The sequence below is a fragment of the Enterococcus pseudoavium NBRC 100491 genome (assembly GCF_001544295.1).
GTDB lineage: Bacteria > Bacillota > Bacilli > Lactobacillales > Enterococcaceae > Enterococcus_A > Enterococcus_A pseudoavium.
In genome coordinates, this window is the sequence record NZ_BCQF01000006.1 from 1 (window position 1) to 15,157 (window position 15,157).

Here is a 15,157-nt window from a genome sequence, read left to right on the forward strand (position 1 = left end):
AGTAACAAAAAATAATCGTAAAGTAAATTTTAACACCTACCTAACAAATCATTTTCAAGCCCACTGTTGGAGGCTTCCAATCTTTTTTTTTATGGTTTTAAAATAAAAAAGAATATTGCTCTTTTTTTTAATATTCCTGTAAAAAATGCTGTTTTCTATTAATGCCAGCAGAGAATTATAATTCTATTGTTATTTGTTGAAACAGATTACTCTGATATAATAATTACTATAAGGGGGATAGCTCATGGATATTGGTAATAGTGTTTCAATAGTTATATATATTATTTTCTTTTTGATGACTATCATCTATTTCTATCTATTTAGAAAAGATCGCTTTTTGATCCATTTGTATTTCTCCTTGATTCCAACTTTTTTATGCATTTGCTTACTCATGAACTATCATCATTATCAACCTATCCAAGGTGCCTGGGTACTAGGTCTTTTAATGCTCGTCTCAATTTTATCCTGTCTGCTTTATTGGTTAATCCACTCTTTCTGGAAAAATAAGTAATGATTTTCCGAGTCAAATCCTTCATAAATAATTCGTAATTCTTTTATTAGTTATATGCTATAATAAAGCTTGATTATTCTAACCTATTCGAAGGAGCTTTATTATGGCGCTTTTATTGACTCTCTTGTTTGATCTGCTGATGATTCTTTTATTCTTGTTTAGAATGTTTCAGGGGGATCAAGTTATCTTTATCGTTAGTATCGTTTTACAAGGTTTGATTTTTATTGATTTACTGGCTGTGGTTCTCTTACGACCAACTAAAAATAAAATGACTGCTAGTCATAGTGAAGATACTTCTCACAGAAGATCTCACCAAAAAGCAGTACCTAGACGGGGCGGCTTTTTTACCCAGCTTTCCTGTATCGTTGCTTTACTGTTGTTGGCTTACTACATCTACTCAGTTGTTTACTTATTCATTTGATGATAGCTATCATCAGCTTTAATTTGAGCTTATAGAACAGCGTTTATTCAAAAACAGGGAGTGTGACAAAAGTATTGTCACACTCCCTGTTTTTTTGTGGATCTTTATAATTGAAAGGAACCTAATAAAATACTAGCGGCCCCGTTCGAATTTATAATTTCTTTTGATTAAAGATAGCGATACTAAGGGATACGAAGAGGACAAAAAGCAAGACACTTAACAACATTGCCGGCCAATAATCAGATACGACCGCATCTTTTTGTAAGAAAACAAGGTTTTGTGTCACTAAGGAAAGCGGATTAAGGTATTTGAGTTTTTTTACTACACTCAATAGGATAAATAAGAGAATCAAACCACCGCTGAGTAAAAGTCCCTCATAATTATTTCGGGCAATTGTAGAAGTAAATAGAATAAGGCCTACCAACAATAATTGAAAAATCCACAGAGGAAAGACCGCTTGAAATGGATGGGGACTTTGATTATCTGGGAAATAATATTGAGTGTAAAACCAGGTCACTAAAAAAGTTACGGTTAAGCATAAGGTCCACTGGATTACTAAACTCAACAACTTGCCAATAATGACCGTCCAACGACGCAATCCCTTAGTGACGAGATTGATCAAGGTACCTTTATTAATCTCATTACTCACAATCCCACTGAACATCAGCGCTAAGACAATTAACCCCGTCTGAGGATAATTTTTATAAAATTGGGCCCACGAATCAAAGGAAGTCGGTTCAGCTAGCGTATTCGCCAGCCCTTCACCAATCGTCTGTTTAATAATTTCCGGTAGCAACTTTGCCAACAACGGGTTCATTAGCCCGATAATTAAAAAAATAATCAGCAAAATCAGACAGCGGGAAGTTCGCCAGCTTTCAAACAATTCTTTTTTTAGAAAAAAATACAGTTTTTTCATTGGATCACCTCCAAAAAGATTGTTTCTAATGAAGGATCGATTTTTCTTAATGCCTTCGGATAAAGTCGCGCTGTTTCAAAACTTTGAAACATGACAGCAGCAACTTGTTCGTAGCTCTGTGTATATTCTACATTTATCAAAGCTTTGTCAGAGTCATAGGCATAACTTTTAATGAGTTGCTGCTCCTTTAACTCCTGGATAATTTTAAGCAACTCGCTTAAATCTTGTCTCTGGGAAAACTCAATTTCAAGCTGATTCTTGGCATAGCGCTCTTTCAATTGTTCTATTGGACCGCTGACAATTAGTTTTCCTTGATCTAATATTCCAACATAATCACAGATTCGTTCCACATCACTTAGAATATGGGTCGAAAAAAGAATCGTTGTCCGCCCTTTTAAATTAGCGAGCATTTGTAAAAAATCGTTGCGGCCACTTGGATCCAGCGCTGAAGTTGGTTCATCACAAATCAATAATTCTGGATCATTCAATAATGCTTGAGCGATTCCTAAACGTTGTTTCATCCCTCGCGAGTAGCCTTTAATTCTTTTATTATTTAGCGGAAGACCAACTAGTGACAAAATTTCCGAAATTTTGCTCCTCAACTCTTCACCCTTCAAGCCAGTAATTTCACCACACAGTTTTAAGTATTCTTGTCCAGATAAATAATCATAAAATTCCGGAACATCGGGCAAGTAGCCGGTAAATTGATTGGTCCGATTGTCGCCGAAGGTCACTGGAATGCCATTAATTAAGATCTCTCCACTGTTTTTATTTTCTAGTCCTAAGATTAACTTCATTGTAGTCGTCTTTCCCGCACCATTTTCTCCTACAAATCCGAAAATTGAACCCGTCGGCACAGTTAAATTCAAGTGTTCTAAAACTTTTTTGGTTCCATATTTTTTCGAGACATCCTTTAGTTCCAAAATATTCATCCATTATCCCTTCTTCCAAAGACAAAGTAAATAACAGGCCCAATCAGTTGAAAAACAATCACTATTACTAGCCAAAAAGCTTTATTTCCAAAACGATAAGTCGGATGCTTCAAAATATGCCGAACTGCTGTGATCATTAACAACAGTTCTAAAATAATTAGGGGGATAAACAATGCTAAATTTTCCTTGAACAGCTCAAAATTATGCATTTTCGGTCACCTCCTGTTCCTTTAATAATTGTAATTCTGCAAAAATCTGCGCAAACTGCTCTTGTTTTTCAAATTTCTCAAATAGCGGATTATTGAGTATCAGGTCAATCAGACTACTCCTAACCTGCATCGAATCTCTAGGTAATTGATCTCCTAGCTCCGATTGTTCCAACCACGCATCGACTTGATCGAAGTAATCATCGCCATGGAGTTTAACTGGAAATTTCGTATTTTTTAATACCACCATAAATTGCTTTAATATTTGTAAAGTAGCTTCCTCCTCACCCATTTGAGCATATCCAAAAATTGCTGATAATTGAAAATTCATTAGTACCACTGGATGTAGCTCTTGAAAATTAAAAATTTCAGCAAATTCAGAGCCGCGTGTTACCGTATCGGAAAATTTTTTACGATCGTTACCGACGATTTGTAAATAATTGGTTAAAAAACTCATGAAAACCGCGATGTTTTGATAGATGCCACTTTGCAGTGTAGCAATCGCTTGCTGTGGCTCGCCCTTTTGTTGTTGGGCCGCAGCAATTAAAATCTCAATTGGAAAGGCGGCTGGAACACGCTCTCCTAAAAGTGCTAAGACTTGATCATATTCCTGTAACACTAAAGAGGCATAGGCCTCATATTTCAGCGCTTGAGTAATTAATTCCGGATCTTTTGCTTGTGTTCGAACATGGATAAATAATTCCTGAGCTTCTTTTGTATACGTAAAAATTTTTTCCTCCCCAGGTAATAAATCTGCATGATTCATTAGAAACAGGCCCATCTGTAAAACAAATGGATAGCAAGAGTAATAGCGTCGAACAAAGCTACGGATCGTCGCTAAAACTTCCTCCGAAGATTTTGTTTCTAAAAATTCTTTTAGCATCCCATAAATACGCTGGATTTCATGATTATCCAACTGAGGCTCATAAGTCAGTAGCGCATCAATTGTAATATCAAAATAAGCCGCTAAAATGGGCAATAATGTAATATCTGGATATGTTTGACCAGTCTCCCATTTAGAAACTGATGCTTTAGATACACCAATAAAATTAGCTAATTCTTGTTGTGTTACTTTTTTCTCTTTACGTTTTTCTAGAATAATTGGCCCGATATTCATCTCCATCAATATCCCTCCTTACTTTTATTTTAGAAGTAGCTAGTTGAAAAGGCAATGGAGGTGTTGTTAACTTTGGAGTTGAAAAATCAACTTATAAGAAACAAAAAAAGGAGAATTGACAAAAGTCTTGTCAACTCTCCTTTTGTAGCTATTCTTTGTATTCATTGCTTAGCTGATTCATTTTTTTACTAATTTTTTTCGGTAAATAAGTGATCAAAGCTAAGAGCATGCCCGCAACAGTCAATTCTATCAGTAATTTCAGTGAAACACCCTTTGAAGCAATTTCCGAAGCCATGAAAGCATAGATAAAACTAGCCGGCATCATCGTTAAGAAAGAAATGAAGCTAAACTTCTTGACACTCATGGGGGTCAACGCATAGGCATAACTTTGAATTGCAAAGGGAAAAATGGGCACCAATCGGGTAAAAATCAAAAAAGAAAGCCCATTTTCCCGTACACCCTTTTCAACTTTTTGAAAAATTGGATCCTCACCAAAACGCTGAAGGATATAATCTCTGGCTACATATTTCCCGATGATAAAAGAAAGACTAGCTCCTAGAGAAGCTCCGATAACCGTCAGTACACCGCCAACAAAACCACCATAAGCCAAGCCACCTACGATTGCTAGAAATTGTCCCGGCAAAAGGAAAACCGCAACAACAACAGAAAGTAGAATAAAAAACAAATAGCCCCACCAACCAAAATTTTCTAAACAACTTCTTAAGCGAGTGATATCGGTTAGAAATGCTACTAAGCCAAAATGATCAGCTAAAAAAATGACGTCTGCGACTAACAGGATAAAAACAATTAATTTTTTCACTGATACTCCTTTCTCCCAACTTATTTGTTAATGATTTTTTTACGTTTGAGTCTTTATTCACCAATGATATCTATTTTTTTGTAAGGCCTGTGACCATACGCTCAATAGCCAATTGATTGAATTCAGAAAGTGCCAAAAGTTTTTTAGGCATTTTTACATAATATTCTGATCTAGCAGTCAGTTGCAGCTGACCTTTAAAAAGCTGGTCCTGCACAGCTGATAAATAGTAAGCTTCTTCACTAAAAAAATCTGGCCGCTCCAAATAAACTGCAGTTGTCATATCCCAATTGCAAAAACCAGAAAATCTGAAAACTTTTTGGTTCCATTCGATCCATTCTGCTAGAGTGGTCGCCAACCAATCAAAACTAGCGCGGGGCAAGACAGGTTCCGCCGCTTGTAGTAATTCGACCAGTTCATTTTTTGAGAAGAAAGCCGCCGCCGTCATATGGCCATTCATAATAGTTAATTTTGCCTGACTTAATAAAACTGCTTCACTAGCAACCGGATCACAAGAAAAGTTTAATTCCTTGACCGCCCGTTGATTGACAACTAACGGTTCCACAGTCCCACCCATTAAAACGATTGCTTCAACTTTTTGAAAGAATAAGGGGTCAATTTTTTGTGCTTCATACAAATTGGTTAACGCGCCGGTTGCAAGGATTGTCACCTGATTAGGCGCCTGATTGACTTGCTCCACTAAGAATTTTGCTTGATTGGTTGAATAAGCTTGAAAAGGCAAAGCTAAGCGCGTTTGAAGTTCGTTAGTCATTTTCGTGACTTCCGCTAAAGAACTATTCCCATAAGTCAAAGTTACTCCCAGTAAGTCTAGCGTTGGAGCTCCTAGTATATAAAACAATGTTAACCCATCATCGACATCATGATCAGGCAAACCAAAAGTATTATCACAATCCAAAATAACTTTTCTCATTCTAAAACTCCTCGATTTTCGATCAGCCAATGATGCAAATAATGATTTTCTTCCGCCAGATTTTCTTGCATCCTTTTTAAATCACTAGGGTAATCAATATCTTGCAAGGGTGGTAGCAAGCTGACCTCATGTTCGCTTAAACGTTGCAAAGTTTCTTGCAACACTTTCTTTTTTCCCCAAGCAATTTCTGTTTCAAAGATCAGCTTCAAATCGATCTGGGAAGTGCTTCCTACTAAGTAATAACCTCCATCAAAAGAAGGACCAAAAACCAACTCTGTCAATTCAGAAAATGCGGTTAAAATGATTGCTGTATTCAAATTAGGGATATCGCTACCAGTCAACACAACTTTTTCATAACCTTTAGCAAAAACAGTTTGCATCGCATGATTCATTCGTTCACCGATCGTTTTGCCCTGCTGCCGAAAAGTCTGAAAATTTTTTGGCACGCTCTGCAGCAACTCTGTCGGATCTCCTTCATCAGAATAGGCCAGATAACCATCAATCGCGTATTGTTCCAAATCGCTGAATTTTTTGAAACTATCCTGTAGCATTCGCAGCTGGACCTGACTAGCCTCCTCACCACTGAGGCTACTTTGCAATCGTGTTTTCACTTTATTGGCTACGGGAACCCGGGTAAATAAAATATAAGCTGATTTATTCAAAAACTTGCTCCTTTAAGGCTTGATCTAAAAAATCTTCCATTAAATAGCTGGTGACTTTATCAAAGATTTCTTGATTTTTTAATTCTTTCGTATCTTTTTGATAGCTGTCATAGGCCATTGCCGACCAGGCCAAAGCCCGCAGCATCAAATACGGATGATAAATCCGCAAGGCTTCTTCAAAATCGTCCGAAAGAAAGCCCGTTGCTTCCAAGTAATGTTTGAAAAAATGGCGTTTTTCAGCTTGCGTCAGAATTAAATTACTGCGCCAAAGCGTTGTTGTTGATGCCAAAAACTGAGATATATCCTGAACCGGATGACTAATGACCGGTTTCTCCCAATCGATTAAATAGCCCTTCTCACCAATGATAAAATTATGGGAATTCACTTCCGTATTAGTAACACACCATTGATCCAATTGAGTAAAAAAAAGCTGCTGAGAAATGTTTTTTTGACATTTGTCCAACGCGGCTGCCAATTGTTTTTTTGCATGAAGCGGAACAAACTCACTCTTTAAAACAGGTTCTAATAACTGCTGACATTCATTGACCCGGTCAGTCAACAGGGTTGATTTTTCCATGATAAAATTTTTTTCAGCAACTGAATCGATGGGCTTTCGATGGATTTCCCCAAAAATCTGAGCAGCTTCGACTAAATCTTTCCGATAGTCCAAAGGGCTCCCAACCAAAAATTCCATGATCAATAACCCTTGAGGAAAACTTTGGCGCTGATCATCTACATAATAAACTTTAGGCGTGCGACCTGTGGGTTCTAACCATTTTAACGCTTGATATTCATAACTAATTTGATTAGCCAACTGTCTTTGACTGCTATAATTCAAACGGAAAACGTACCGTTTGATACCATCTGAGAGTACAAAATTCTGGTTATATTCCCCTTGCGCCAAAAATTCAACTTTAACGGGGTTCTGTAATTGCAGCCTTTTTACTAGTTGTTGTTCGTCCAAATACTGCTGAATTTTTTCTAACATGGCTGATTCCTTTCTATTTGTAGTAACGACTTCGGAGTTTCTCTGGTGAAACGCCTAATAAATAAAGCAATTTAATTTTGTGCATCCTCAGATGTGTCCGTAGCTTGCCTTTTTGAAAACGGCGACTAGAAGTAACCAGCGTAGCCGATAATTGTTTGAACTTTCCTAATTTCCATAATTTACGACTTAGCTCCCAATCTTCCATCAAGGGGATTGGATCAAAACCGCCGACTTTCTGATAATTCGTCCGAGTGGTAAAGAGTCCTTGATCGCCAAAAATTAATCCCAAGTAACGTGCGCGCCAATTGGAAGTACGTGCTAAATAGCGATAAAAAAAATCATTGGAATTAAAAGCTAATTTGAAAAAACCAGCACTAACTGCTTGATCCGCTGAGACTTCTTGAATTTGTAGCAGCGGATTCTGATAATAGTCTAACTGACTGTCGCTATGTAAAAACCATAAAATCTCCCCGTGACTTTTTTCAGCACCATATTTCAGCTGAATTCCGCGATTTGCATTTTCCAACTGATAAACTGTCGCAAATTTTTGAGCAACGGCAACGCTTTGATCTTGGCTGCCGCCATCAACTACGATCAACTCAAATGGGATTTCATTTCCTAAACTCTCCAGTTGCAATAATAAAGGCAAAAGTTTTTTTTCTTCATTTAATACCGGAATAATAACTGAAATCATTTTTCCATCACCTGTAATTTTTCCGGGAATTCTAAACAGACACTTGTCCCTGAAGTAACTTTTTCTGATAAATTAGTAAAAATACAACGCTCATTCCCAAGTTTAGCGACTACACGTTGGCCTTGTGGTGTCCATTCGCTCTGTTCAATAAAAGCCGGAATGCCGGTTGCTCCCACAATGATTTCAGCTCCATAAGGCAGATATAGCACACCATCACCCGCGATTTCATTGGAATTTCGTACGGATAACGCAAACTGTTCTGTTTGAAAACTCGTTTCGCTAATTATCCCTGGAATAAAATTTGCTTCTCCGATCGCTTCTGTGACTTGACGATTCTCAGGATAAAAATAGATATCTCTAGGTTTGCCAATTTGCTGGATCGTGCCATCCATGAGAATGATCATCCGATTAGCTAGTTGAAAAGCTTCTTCACGATCGTGAGTCACTAACACGATACTAAACTGATAGGTTTGCTGCAAACGGCGCAAATAATCTCGCATGGATTCTTTTAAATGATTGTCCAAATTCGCAAAGGGCTCATCTAACAGTAATAACTTGGGCTCCAAAACCAGCACCCGCGCCAAAGCTACCCGCTGTTTCTGACCACCTGACAACTGGTCAGGAAAATGCCTTTCCAAACCGCTCAAGTCAAAAACTTTAAGGATCTCAGCCGTTTTTTCTTTGATCTGCTGAGACGGGAACTTTCTTGCTTTTAAACCAAAAGCAATGTTTTCAACTACATTCATATGAGGAAAAAGCCAAAAATCTTGAAAAACAAGCAGGGTCTCCGCTTGCGAAAAAGCTCCGTCAAAAGTTATTATCCCTTTTTCTACCGGTTGAATACCTGCAATCATTTTAAGTAAGCTTGTTTTTCCCACACCGGAAGGCCCAAACAGAGCCAGAATTTCTCCTTCTTTTACGTCAAAGGACAAGTCATGTAAAATTTCCTTTTTCCCGTAGCTTAACTTCAAATTTTTAACGCTTAGTCCCATGCGGCTTCCCTCCGATTATTTTTTTTAAGCTAAGTACCCCAATCATTGTACTGACTAAGAAAATCAAACTGTAGGCTGAAGCTAAACCAAAACGACCATTATTCGCATAAGGCAATAGCAGCAGGGGCAGTGTCACAATTCGACCGCCACCAATAAAAAAAGTCGGTAAATATTGACTAAAGGAAACAATAAAAACAAGCATCGCTGCTGTACTCACCCCAGGTCTTAGTAACGGCCAAGTAATTTGTCGAAAAATGGTTCCTGGCTTAGCACCTAAACTTTGAGCTGTTAATTCATAGCCTTCACCTAGTTGCCGATAGCTTTCGATTAGAACTTGCATCGCATAAGGTAAACATAGATAGGTGTGGAGTAAGATGACTCCTAGAAATGTCCCGGTTAAGCGCAACTGAAGAAAAAGTACCTGACTAGACGTAATCACTGCAATTGCCGGTAAGATCAACGGGAGATAGATCAAAACTTCAACGAGTCTTTGCGATAACCTTCGCTGAAAGGCAAAGTACTTCGCCGCTGGCAACGCTATGAATAAGCTGACGACGGTAGTTGCAAAAGCAATCAAAAAACTATTGCAGATAGCTGGGTAAAAATTAGGATCATTTAGCATTTGCTTAAACATTTTATTGCCGATTTGCTGTGGCCAGATAGCCGGGTACATCCATTTTTGACTGAAGGACCAGACTAACATGATCAGTAAAGGTACTAACACCATGATAGCCGCGAGTAATAAGAAAGAGTATTTTTTTTGAACCACAAATTTCATGATGTTTTTCTCCCTCCGGGTAAAACACGGCTAATGGCTAAAACTAACAAAGTAACACCCAAACAGATTCCAGAGATAACTAAATTCAAAGCAAAAGCTTGAGGTCGAGTCATTAGATCGGCTTGGGTAAACAAATCATAAGCAGTTAAAGCAACGGTCTGATGACTGGGACTCCCTAATAGATACGGAACTTCAAAAGAAGCAAAAGTAAAACAAAAGAGAATAATGAATAAACTTGCCAATGTTTTTTGAAGCATTGGTAAAAGAATTGACCAAAAAATGCGCAGAGAGGATGCCCCTAAATTTTTTGCTACTTCCACATAGCCTAATTCCAGCTGCTGTAATATGGCCAAAGTCGAGATCGCTACATAAGGAATTTCTTTATAAAGAAAAACTAATAGGATTCCAATCCCCCCGGGATCATGAATCAATAATGGAAATTGACCAATCTCTTGAATCCAACCTAACTGATAAAACAACCGGGAAAGAATCCCTGTCTGGCTAATCAGTTGCATGACCATTAATGCAACAATGATATGCGGTAGCGAGATTGGCAGACTGATTATTTTATGGAGCCAACCGCTGTTTACTTTTAATAGTAGAAAAGCTAAGAACAGACCTAATAATAATGACAAAAAAGTCGCAGTCAGTGCTAAATAGACACTATAGACAAGCGACTTTTGAAAAAACGGGTTCGTTAAAACCTGCTGGTAATTACCAAAAGATAATTCATCCAGACCGACTAATGGATAATAGCCTAAACTTATTTGCATTCCCTTAAACAGCGCTGCGATAATTATAGCGCTGTTTAATAATAAAAACGGGAGGGCTAATAGTTTTCTTTTATTCATGTAAAACGTGCTCTTTCCATAGAGCTTCGATCACTGGAATTTTTTCGGCCTGAACTTCAGGAATTTGCTTAGCTTGCATCTCTTCTAATGAAAGAACGCCTTGATTTTTATAAAGATCAGTCAGCTTTTGATTCGTTTCCTTCGATAATTTATTCGCATCAAAGGGTGGGATACTGTAGCCATACTTGGCCTCAGCTTTTTTCAACTGTGCATTTTCACTGGTCATTTCATTAATCAGAACAAGTGCGCCAGCCTTCGCTTTCGAAGTGTTGGCAATCGCTAAATAATTTTGGTTAGCGATTGTTCCTTTATCAAAAAGAAACGACTCTGTTGATGCTTTAAATTCATTGTCACTCCGTTTTTCTGCTACATGCATTTGAGAGTAACTATAGTCCAAATCAATTTGACCGGCAGCAAACATTTGGTCTAGCTCAGCAGTAGTAGTAGGATAGGTTTTTCCTTCTTGCCATAAATATGGTTTGATTTCATTTAAATAATCGAGACCTGGTTTGATCACTTTATATAGCTCTTCTTTGTCAGCCGAAGCCTCTTCAACTTTGTCATAACCAACAATATCACAAATAATATTACGGACAAAAGCACTACCGGTAAATTCTGGTGGCGCCGTATAAGTGATTTTCCCAGGATTCTTTTTGGCATAGTCTAGCAATGCTTGGGTATCCGTTGGAAAACCTGTTTCAAATTTTGTTTTGTCTCCGGCAAAAACTAATTGCGCACTCCCGTAAGGCACTTCATAACCGTCAATTTTCACACCAAAATCATATTTTGAATTATGCCCCTTCACGTCCATTAATTTTTCAAAGCTTTCAACGTTTTTTGTGATGGGGCCATAAAGTAATTTTGCTTGTTTTGCGGTATAGAAGTTTTCCCCATTGATCCAAATCACATCAATGTCGCCTTCTTTACTACCGGCTTCTTTTTCCGTTATCAATTTATTCAAAATTTCATCAATCGCCATCGGAACACGTTTCACTGTAATATCATACTTTTCTTTCATCGCTGGGCTGACAACTTCATCGACCCAAGCATTGGCCTTTTCATCGCCACCATAACCATAAAAAGTAACGGTCTGGCCTGCGCCTTCTTTAACTGCCCCAGAAAAACTGCTGATGGAATCAGTCGTCTGGGCGTCTTTTGTTTCACTTGTCTTGCAGGCAGTCAGGGAAAAAAGCATCCCTGCCATCGCCAAAGCTGCTAAACACTTTTTCATAATCTTCTCCTAAGTCTTTGTAACTATTTTTTTTGATTGATAGCGATTTTTCCAAGCCTCGATTGGATTATTCAATGGATGAGTCATCGTTGTATCTTCTTGATAGACAACATCATCAAAGATTAAGTCCAATAAATGCCAAGCATTTCCACCGCCATGGATCATCGCTGAAGTGCAACTGGCACAATAAGTCACAATGTGATCCGTTTTAAAATCTTGAACACGCTTTTGAGCAAAATTTTTCGCTAAAGCGGGATTGGACACACCACACATTCCACCCATTCCGCAACATAAAGTATTCTTTCCTGATAAACGATTTTTGGCCACTTGATACCCCAGTTCTTCCAACAAATAACGGACCGCTTGATGAATCTCAGTGACTTCTTTAGTAGGACAAGAATCTTGAATTGAAAAAACGACATCGCTCGACTTACCTTTGCCAATGACTGCTTTTGGCAACCCCAACTCAGCCATTTTCACCCACAAGGAGGAAGTCGGAAATTGATTTTGAAGCGTCATGGTCTTAATACAGCCTTGGCAGGCCACGATCAGTTCATCAATTTCTGCCGTCCGCACTTGTTGGGTTAACTTTCCAAAGCGTGTTTGAAACAGTTCTTCTTGACCGATCATTCGTGTCGGTTTGCCGCAACAGCCTTGGATGACCGCTAAATCAGGATAAAAAACTTTTAAATAGTCGATAATCTGGGCAACGTGTTTGGGGCTACTTGAACTCAGTGCACAGCCTGCCATAAAGCCGTATTTCATGTTAGTTCTCCTTTTATCGTAAGGATAAGTTACTTGCTAAAACTCGCTTACTTTTTTATCCTCGCTTACATTTCAAAACACTTAACTCTATTTTTCTCTTTCCGTTGACTACTTACCCCGATTGACTGCAGAAAACAATTTACTAGTTGAAAGTTTTTGGTGCATTTCAACACCTTTCAATTGTTTTAGCGGCAACCCGTCTTTGATTAAATCTTGTCGCATTGCTTGAAATGCTTCGTCTAACTTCAATTGTAACGGACAAACCACCGTGCAACGACCGCATAGCATACAAGAATAAGGAACAATCGGTTCCAAGCCTTCGGTTAAAAACTGCTGGAACAATTTTTGGGGATCCTGACAATACTGCTGTAAAAATAGACAGTCCCGCATGCAGCGTTTGCAACTGGTACAGTTTTCTGCAATCATTTGCGCTAACTCAATTGTTTTCTCTGAATAATCCACTGTTTATTTTCCTTTCATTAAAACAATGATCAATTGTACCAAACAAAGCAAACAAAAAATCCCGCTAATTAAAAAATAAATTGGTGTCGTTTGTAGGTCAAAGAAAAGTTGCCAGCTTAAAAAAAGTAAGTTAACAATCACTAACAATCCGGCCTCGAAATTTTTCTTGCTGATCCATAGAAAAATAGCAATTACTAGCAAACAGAGCGGCAGTAAAAACAATTTACTGCCGAATGCGCTGGCTTCAAATTTGTGAGAATAAAAAGAAACATTTCGCATAAACCCTAGATGATTGCGATAAAGATCGTCCATTAGATAAATCGCATAGAGTAGTCCAATTTGGATTAAATGTAAAAGAATGCGTAAAACTTTCATTAGTTAAGGATTTTCACCTTGTCTTTATCTCTTGGATCGCCAACTTGGACAGGATATTTACTTGGGTCTTTTTGATGCGCTTTATCCCAGTCGTACCAACCACCATCGAATAATTTGACGTCTTTCCAACCTTCTTGTTTCGTGATGAAGAAAGTTGTTGCTGCCCGCCAACCGGTTCCGCAATAAAAGGCGACTTCCTTATCTGGTGTAATGCCCCATTTTTCCCAAGCTTTAAAGATCTTTGTCGGTTCTTTGACTGTTCCATCATTGTTCATTAATTGTGCAACATCGGCACTAGTTTTACTTGATTTCGCGTAGACTGCTCCTTCAGGTTCACCAGCATTTTCGATATAATCATATCCACTGGTTTTTCCAGTAAATTCTTTCCAAGAACGTACACTTGCCAAGACCAACTCAGGATTCTTTTCCTTTGCTGCTAGCAAGTCAGCTGACGTTGAAATCAAACTGTCTGGACGACCAGGTACTTTAGCCCCAAAATCTTTAGCCGCCGCAACTTCTTCATTGCCTTTTTCTACTTTATAATCTGCTTTTTCCCAAGCTTTTAGACCTCCGTCTAAAATTTTCACTTGATCCACGCCTAACCAGTAGGCCACAAATGCAACCCGCGCTGCCGCATTAATATCACTAGAATAAACTACTACAGGTGTTGTTTTCGTAACGCCGCGTTTTAAAAATACTTCTTTACACGTTTCGGCAGATAAAATATTCCAGTTATTCTCTTCCGTCTCGATTTCCATCGTATCAATGTGTAATGCTCCAGGAATGTGCGCTTTTTGATACTCTTTTCCTTCACCATATGAAGCTTCGATAACCACCGTCTTTTTATCATCTTTCAATTGCTTGTGTAGCCATTTTGCATCAACAAAGAAATCAGAAGCTTTGATATCATCACTTTTCACTAAGCGCTGAACTTGGCTACTTTTTTTAGCGGCTTGAACCGTTTCTGTTTTTGAATAGATTGCTAATGTTGTTAATAGTAAACAACCGATGACTGTAATAATTTTTTTCATTTTTATTGACTCCTTTTAAATTATAATTTTCACTTGAAACGTTTTCACCGTTAATAGAAAGAACTTTTAAGCACAACAAAAAAACATACTCATGCAAGTATGTTTCCCCCTAGCAGTAATTTTTTACACACTCAATAACCTTTTTAGACAATTCCAAAAAAAGTTGGTTGGAGGAAAGATAATTGTTCTACTTGCTTAGAAACTCTAAGTATTAATCGAATTCATAGTCATTTCTGATAATTTTTAAGCATGAGAACACCTCCTCAACCACTTTATAAACTAGGTTCTTTTCCCTACCGAGTATAACGAAACGTTATTTGATTAGCAAGGGAGATTTGATTAAAAAAACAGAATCTTTTTTGTGAAAAGATCTATATTTTTAATTAATCGCCAGTCCCTGTCTTCGCCTCGAACCTCTTTTAACCCTGGTGTATCTGATAGCTAGATGAATCAAAAAGGACAAGCGTTGAACTTTTA

The 15,157-nt window shown here is 38.0% G+C and carries 18 protein-coding genes; 1 reads left to right on the plus strand and 17 read right to left on the minus strand.

What is annotated here, in order from left to right; genetic code table 11:
• Nucleotides 1–614 precede the first annotated feature (614 nt).
• Nucleotides 615–932, plus strand: coding sequence for a hypothetical protein (locus EP1_RS04190; protein ID WP_067623941.1), 318 nt, complete (start codon nucleotides 615–617; stop codon nucleotides 930–932).
• A gap of 151 nt (nucleotides 933–1,083) precedes the next feature.
• Here the strand turns inward: EP1_RS04190 and EP1_RS04195 are convergent, their stop codons facing one another.
• From EP1_RS04195 to EP1_RS04275, 17 genes are all read right to left on the minus strand, one after another.
• On the minus strand, nucleotides 1,084–1,848 hold the full coding sequence (locus EP1_RS04195) for an ABC transporter permease (protein ID WP_067623944.1): 765 nt from the start codon (nucleotides 1,846–1,848) through the stop codon (nucleotides 1,084–1,086).
• Nucleotides 1,845–2,780: an ABC transporter ATP-binding protein gene (locus EP1_RS04200; RefSeq protein ID WP_067623947.1), complete on the minus strand. Its 936-nt coding sequence runs from the start codon at nucleotides 2,778–2,780 to the stop codon at nucleotides 1,845–1,847. Before EP1_RS04200 ends, EP1_RS04195 begins: the two co-directional genes overlap by 4 nt.
• Nucleotides 2,777–2,989 carry a PLD nuclease N-terminal domain-containing protein gene (locus EP1_RS04205; protein ID WP_067623951.1) on the minus strand — a complete coding sequence of 71 codons (213 nt, stop codon included), beginning with the start codon at nucleotides 2,987–2,989 and terminating at the stop codon, nucleotides 2,777–2,779. Before EP1_RS04205 ends, EP1_RS04200 begins: the two co-directional genes overlap by 4 nt.
• Complete coding sequence (locus tag EP1_RS04210; RefSeq protein ID WP_067623954.1) at nucleotides 2,982–4,109, minus strand: helix-turn-helix domain-containing protein; 1,128 nt, start codon at nucleotides 4,107–4,109, stop codon at nucleotides 2,982–2,984. Before EP1_RS04210 ends, EP1_RS04205 begins: the two co-directional genes overlap by 8 nt.
• A 142-nt stretch (nucleotides 4,110–4,251) precedes the next feature.
• A complete protein-coding gene (locus EP1_RS04215; RefSeq protein ID WP_067623958.1) occupies nucleotides 4,252–4,923 on the minus strand; it encodes a TVP38/TMEM64 family protein in 672 nt (223 codons plus the stop codon).
• A 70-nt stretch (nucleotides 4,924–4,993) separates the two neighbouring features.
• A complete protein-coding gene (locus EP1_RS04220; protein WP_067623961.1) occupies nucleotides 4,994–5,851 on the minus strand; it encodes a nucleoside hydrolase in 858 nt (285 codons plus the stop codon).
• A complete protein-coding gene (locus tag EP1_RS04225; protein ID WP_067623963.1) occupies nucleotides 5,848–6,513 on the minus strand; it encodes a TIGR04282 family arsenosugar biosynthesis glycosyltransferase in 666 nt (221 codons plus the stop codon). The genes EP1_RS04220 and EP1_RS04225 overlap by 4 nt, the downstream gene beginning before the upstream one ends.
• The gene (locus EP1_RS04230; RefSeq protein WP_067623966.1) at nucleotides 6,506–7,501 is read right to left on the minus strand and encodes a phosphotransferase family protein; all 996 of its coding nucleotides are present in this window, start codon (nucleotides 7,499–7,501) and stop codon (nucleotides 6,506–6,508) included. The genes EP1_RS04225 and EP1_RS04230 overlap by 8 nt, the downstream gene beginning before the upstream one ends.
• Before the next feature lie 13 nt (nucleotides 7,502–7,514).
• Complete coding sequence (locus EP1_RS04235) at nucleotides 7,515–8,195, minus strand: TIGR04283 family arsenosugar biosynthesis glycosyltransferase (protein ID WP_067623971.1); 681 nt, start codon at nucleotides 8,193–8,195, stop codon at nucleotides 7,515–7,517.
• Nucleotides 8,192–9,187: an ABC transporter ATP-binding protein gene (locus EP1_RS04240; RefSeq protein ID WP_067623974.1), complete on the minus strand. Its 996-nt coding sequence runs from the start codon at nucleotides 9,185–9,187 to the stop codon at nucleotides 8,192–8,194. Before EP1_RS04240 ends, EP1_RS04235 begins: the two co-directional genes overlap by 4 nt.
• Complete coding sequence (locus tag EP1_RS04245) at nucleotides 9,171–9,965, minus strand: ABC transporter permease (protein WP_067623978.1); 795 nt, start codon at nucleotides 9,963–9,965, stop codon at nucleotides 9,171–9,173. The genes EP1_RS04240 and EP1_RS04245 overlap by 17 nt, the downstream gene beginning before the upstream one ends.
• Nucleotides 9,962–10,816, minus strand: coding sequence for an ABC transporter permease (locus EP1_RS04250; RefSeq protein ID WP_067623983.1), 855 nt, complete (start codon nucleotides 10,814–10,816; stop codon nucleotides 9,962–9,964). Before EP1_RS04250 ends, EP1_RS04245 begins: the two co-directional genes overlap by 4 nt.
• Nucleotides 10,809–12,047, minus strand: coding sequence for an ABC transporter substrate-binding protein (locus EP1_RS04255; RefSeq protein ID WP_067623986.1), 1,239 nt, complete (start codon nucleotides 12,045–12,047; stop codon nucleotides 10,809–10,811). Before EP1_RS04255 ends, EP1_RS04250 begins: the two co-directional genes overlap by 8 nt.
• A gap of 9 nt (nucleotides 12,048–12,056) precedes the next feature.
• Entirely contained in the window at nucleotides 12,057–12,812 is a 756-nt protein-coding gene (locus tag EP1_RS04260; protein ID WP_067623990.1) for a heterodisulfide reductase-related iron-sulfur binding cluster, read from the minus strand.
• Between the two features lie 108 nt (nucleotides 12,813–12,920).
• Nucleotides 12,921–13,274 (minus strand): 4Fe-4S dicluster domain-containing protein, encoded by a 354-nt coding sequence (locus EP1_RS04265; protein ID WP_067623993.1) that lies wholly within the window; start codon nucleotides 13,272–13,274, stop codon nucleotides 12,921–12,923.
• A 3-nt stretch (nucleotides 13,275–13,277) separates the two neighbouring features.
• The gene (locus EP1_RS04270; protein WP_067623995.1) at nucleotides 13,278–13,649 is read right to left on the minus strand and encodes a hypothetical protein; all 372 of its coding nucleotides are present in this window, start codon (nucleotides 13,647–13,649) and stop codon (nucleotides 13,278–13,280) included.
• Nucleotides 13,649–14,680, minus strand: coding sequence for a sulfurtransferase (locus EP1_RS04275; protein WP_067623997.1), 1,032 nt, complete (start codon nucleotides 14,678–14,680; stop codon nucleotides 13,649–13,651). Before EP1_RS04275 ends, EP1_RS04270 begins: the two co-directional genes overlap by 1 nt.
• Nucleotides 14,681–15,157: the final 477 nt, after the last annotated feature.

What these genes read in the sequence shown, in the direction of transcription:
- EP1_RS04190 (WP_067623941.1), top strand. Translation starts at nt 615, where the DNA reads ATGGCGCTTTTATTGACTCTCTTGTTTGATCTGCTGATGATTCTTTTA.
- EP1_RS04195 (WP_067623944.1), bottom strand. Translation starts at nt 1,848, where the DNA reads ATGAAAAAACTGTATTTTTTTCTAAAAAAAGAATTGTTTGAAAGCTGG.
- EP1_RS04200 (WP_067623947.1), bottom strand. Translation starts at nt 2,780, where the DNA reads ATGAATATTTTGGAACTAAAGGATGTCTCGAAAAAATATGGAACCAAA.
- EP1_RS04205 (WP_067623951.1), bottom strand. Translation starts at nt 2,989, where the DNA reads ATGCATAATTTTGAGCTGTTCAAGGAAAATTTAGCATTGTTTATCCCC.
- EP1_RS04210 (WP_067623954.1), bottom strand. Translation starts at nt 4,109, where the DNA reads ATGGAGATGAATATCGGGCCAATTATTCTAGAAAAACGTAAAGAGAAA.
- EP1_RS04220 (WP_067623961.1), bottom strand. Translation starts at nt 5,851, where the DNA reads ATGAGAAAAGTTATTTTGGATTGTGATAATACTTTTGGTTTGCCTGAT.
- EP1_RS04230 (WP_067623966.1), bottom strand. Translation starts at nt 7,501, where the DNA reads ATGTTAGAAAAAATTCAGCAGTATTTGGACGAACAACAACTAGTAAAA.
- EP1_RS04235 (WP_067623971.1), bottom strand. Translation starts at nt 8,195, where the DNA reads ATGATTTCAGTTATTATTCCGGTATTAAATGAAGAAAAAAAACTTTTG.
- EP1_RS04240 (WP_067623974.1), bottom strand. Translation starts at nt 9,187, where the DNA reads ATGGGACTAAGCGTTAAAAATTTGAAGTTAAGCTACGGGAAAAAGGAA.
- EP1_RS04245 (WP_067623978.1), bottom strand. Translation starts at nt 9,965, where the DNA reads ATGAAATTTGTGGTTCAAAAAAAATACTCTTTCTTATTACTCGCGGCT.
- EP1_RS04250 (WP_067623983.1), bottom strand. Translation starts at nt 10,816, where the DNA reads ATGAATAAAAGAAAACTATTAGCCCTCCCGTTTTTATTATTAAACAGC.
- EP1_RS04255 (WP_067623986.1), bottom strand. Translation starts at nt 12,047, where the DNA reads ATGAAAAAGTGTTTAGCAGCTTTGGCGATGGCAGGGATGCTTTTTTCC.
- EP1_RS04260 (WP_067623990.1), bottom strand. Translation starts at nt 12,812, where the DNA reads ATGAAATACGGCTTTATGGCAGGCTGTGCACTGAGTTCAAGTAGCCCC.
- EP1_RS04270 (WP_067623995.1), bottom strand. Translation starts at nt 13,649, where the DNA reads ATGAAAGTTTTACGCATTCTTTTACATTTAATCCAAATTGGACTACTC.
- EP1_RS04275 (WP_067623997.1), bottom strand. Translation starts at nt 14,680, where the DNA reads ATGAAAAAAATTATTACAGTCATCGGTTGTTTACTATTAACAACATTA.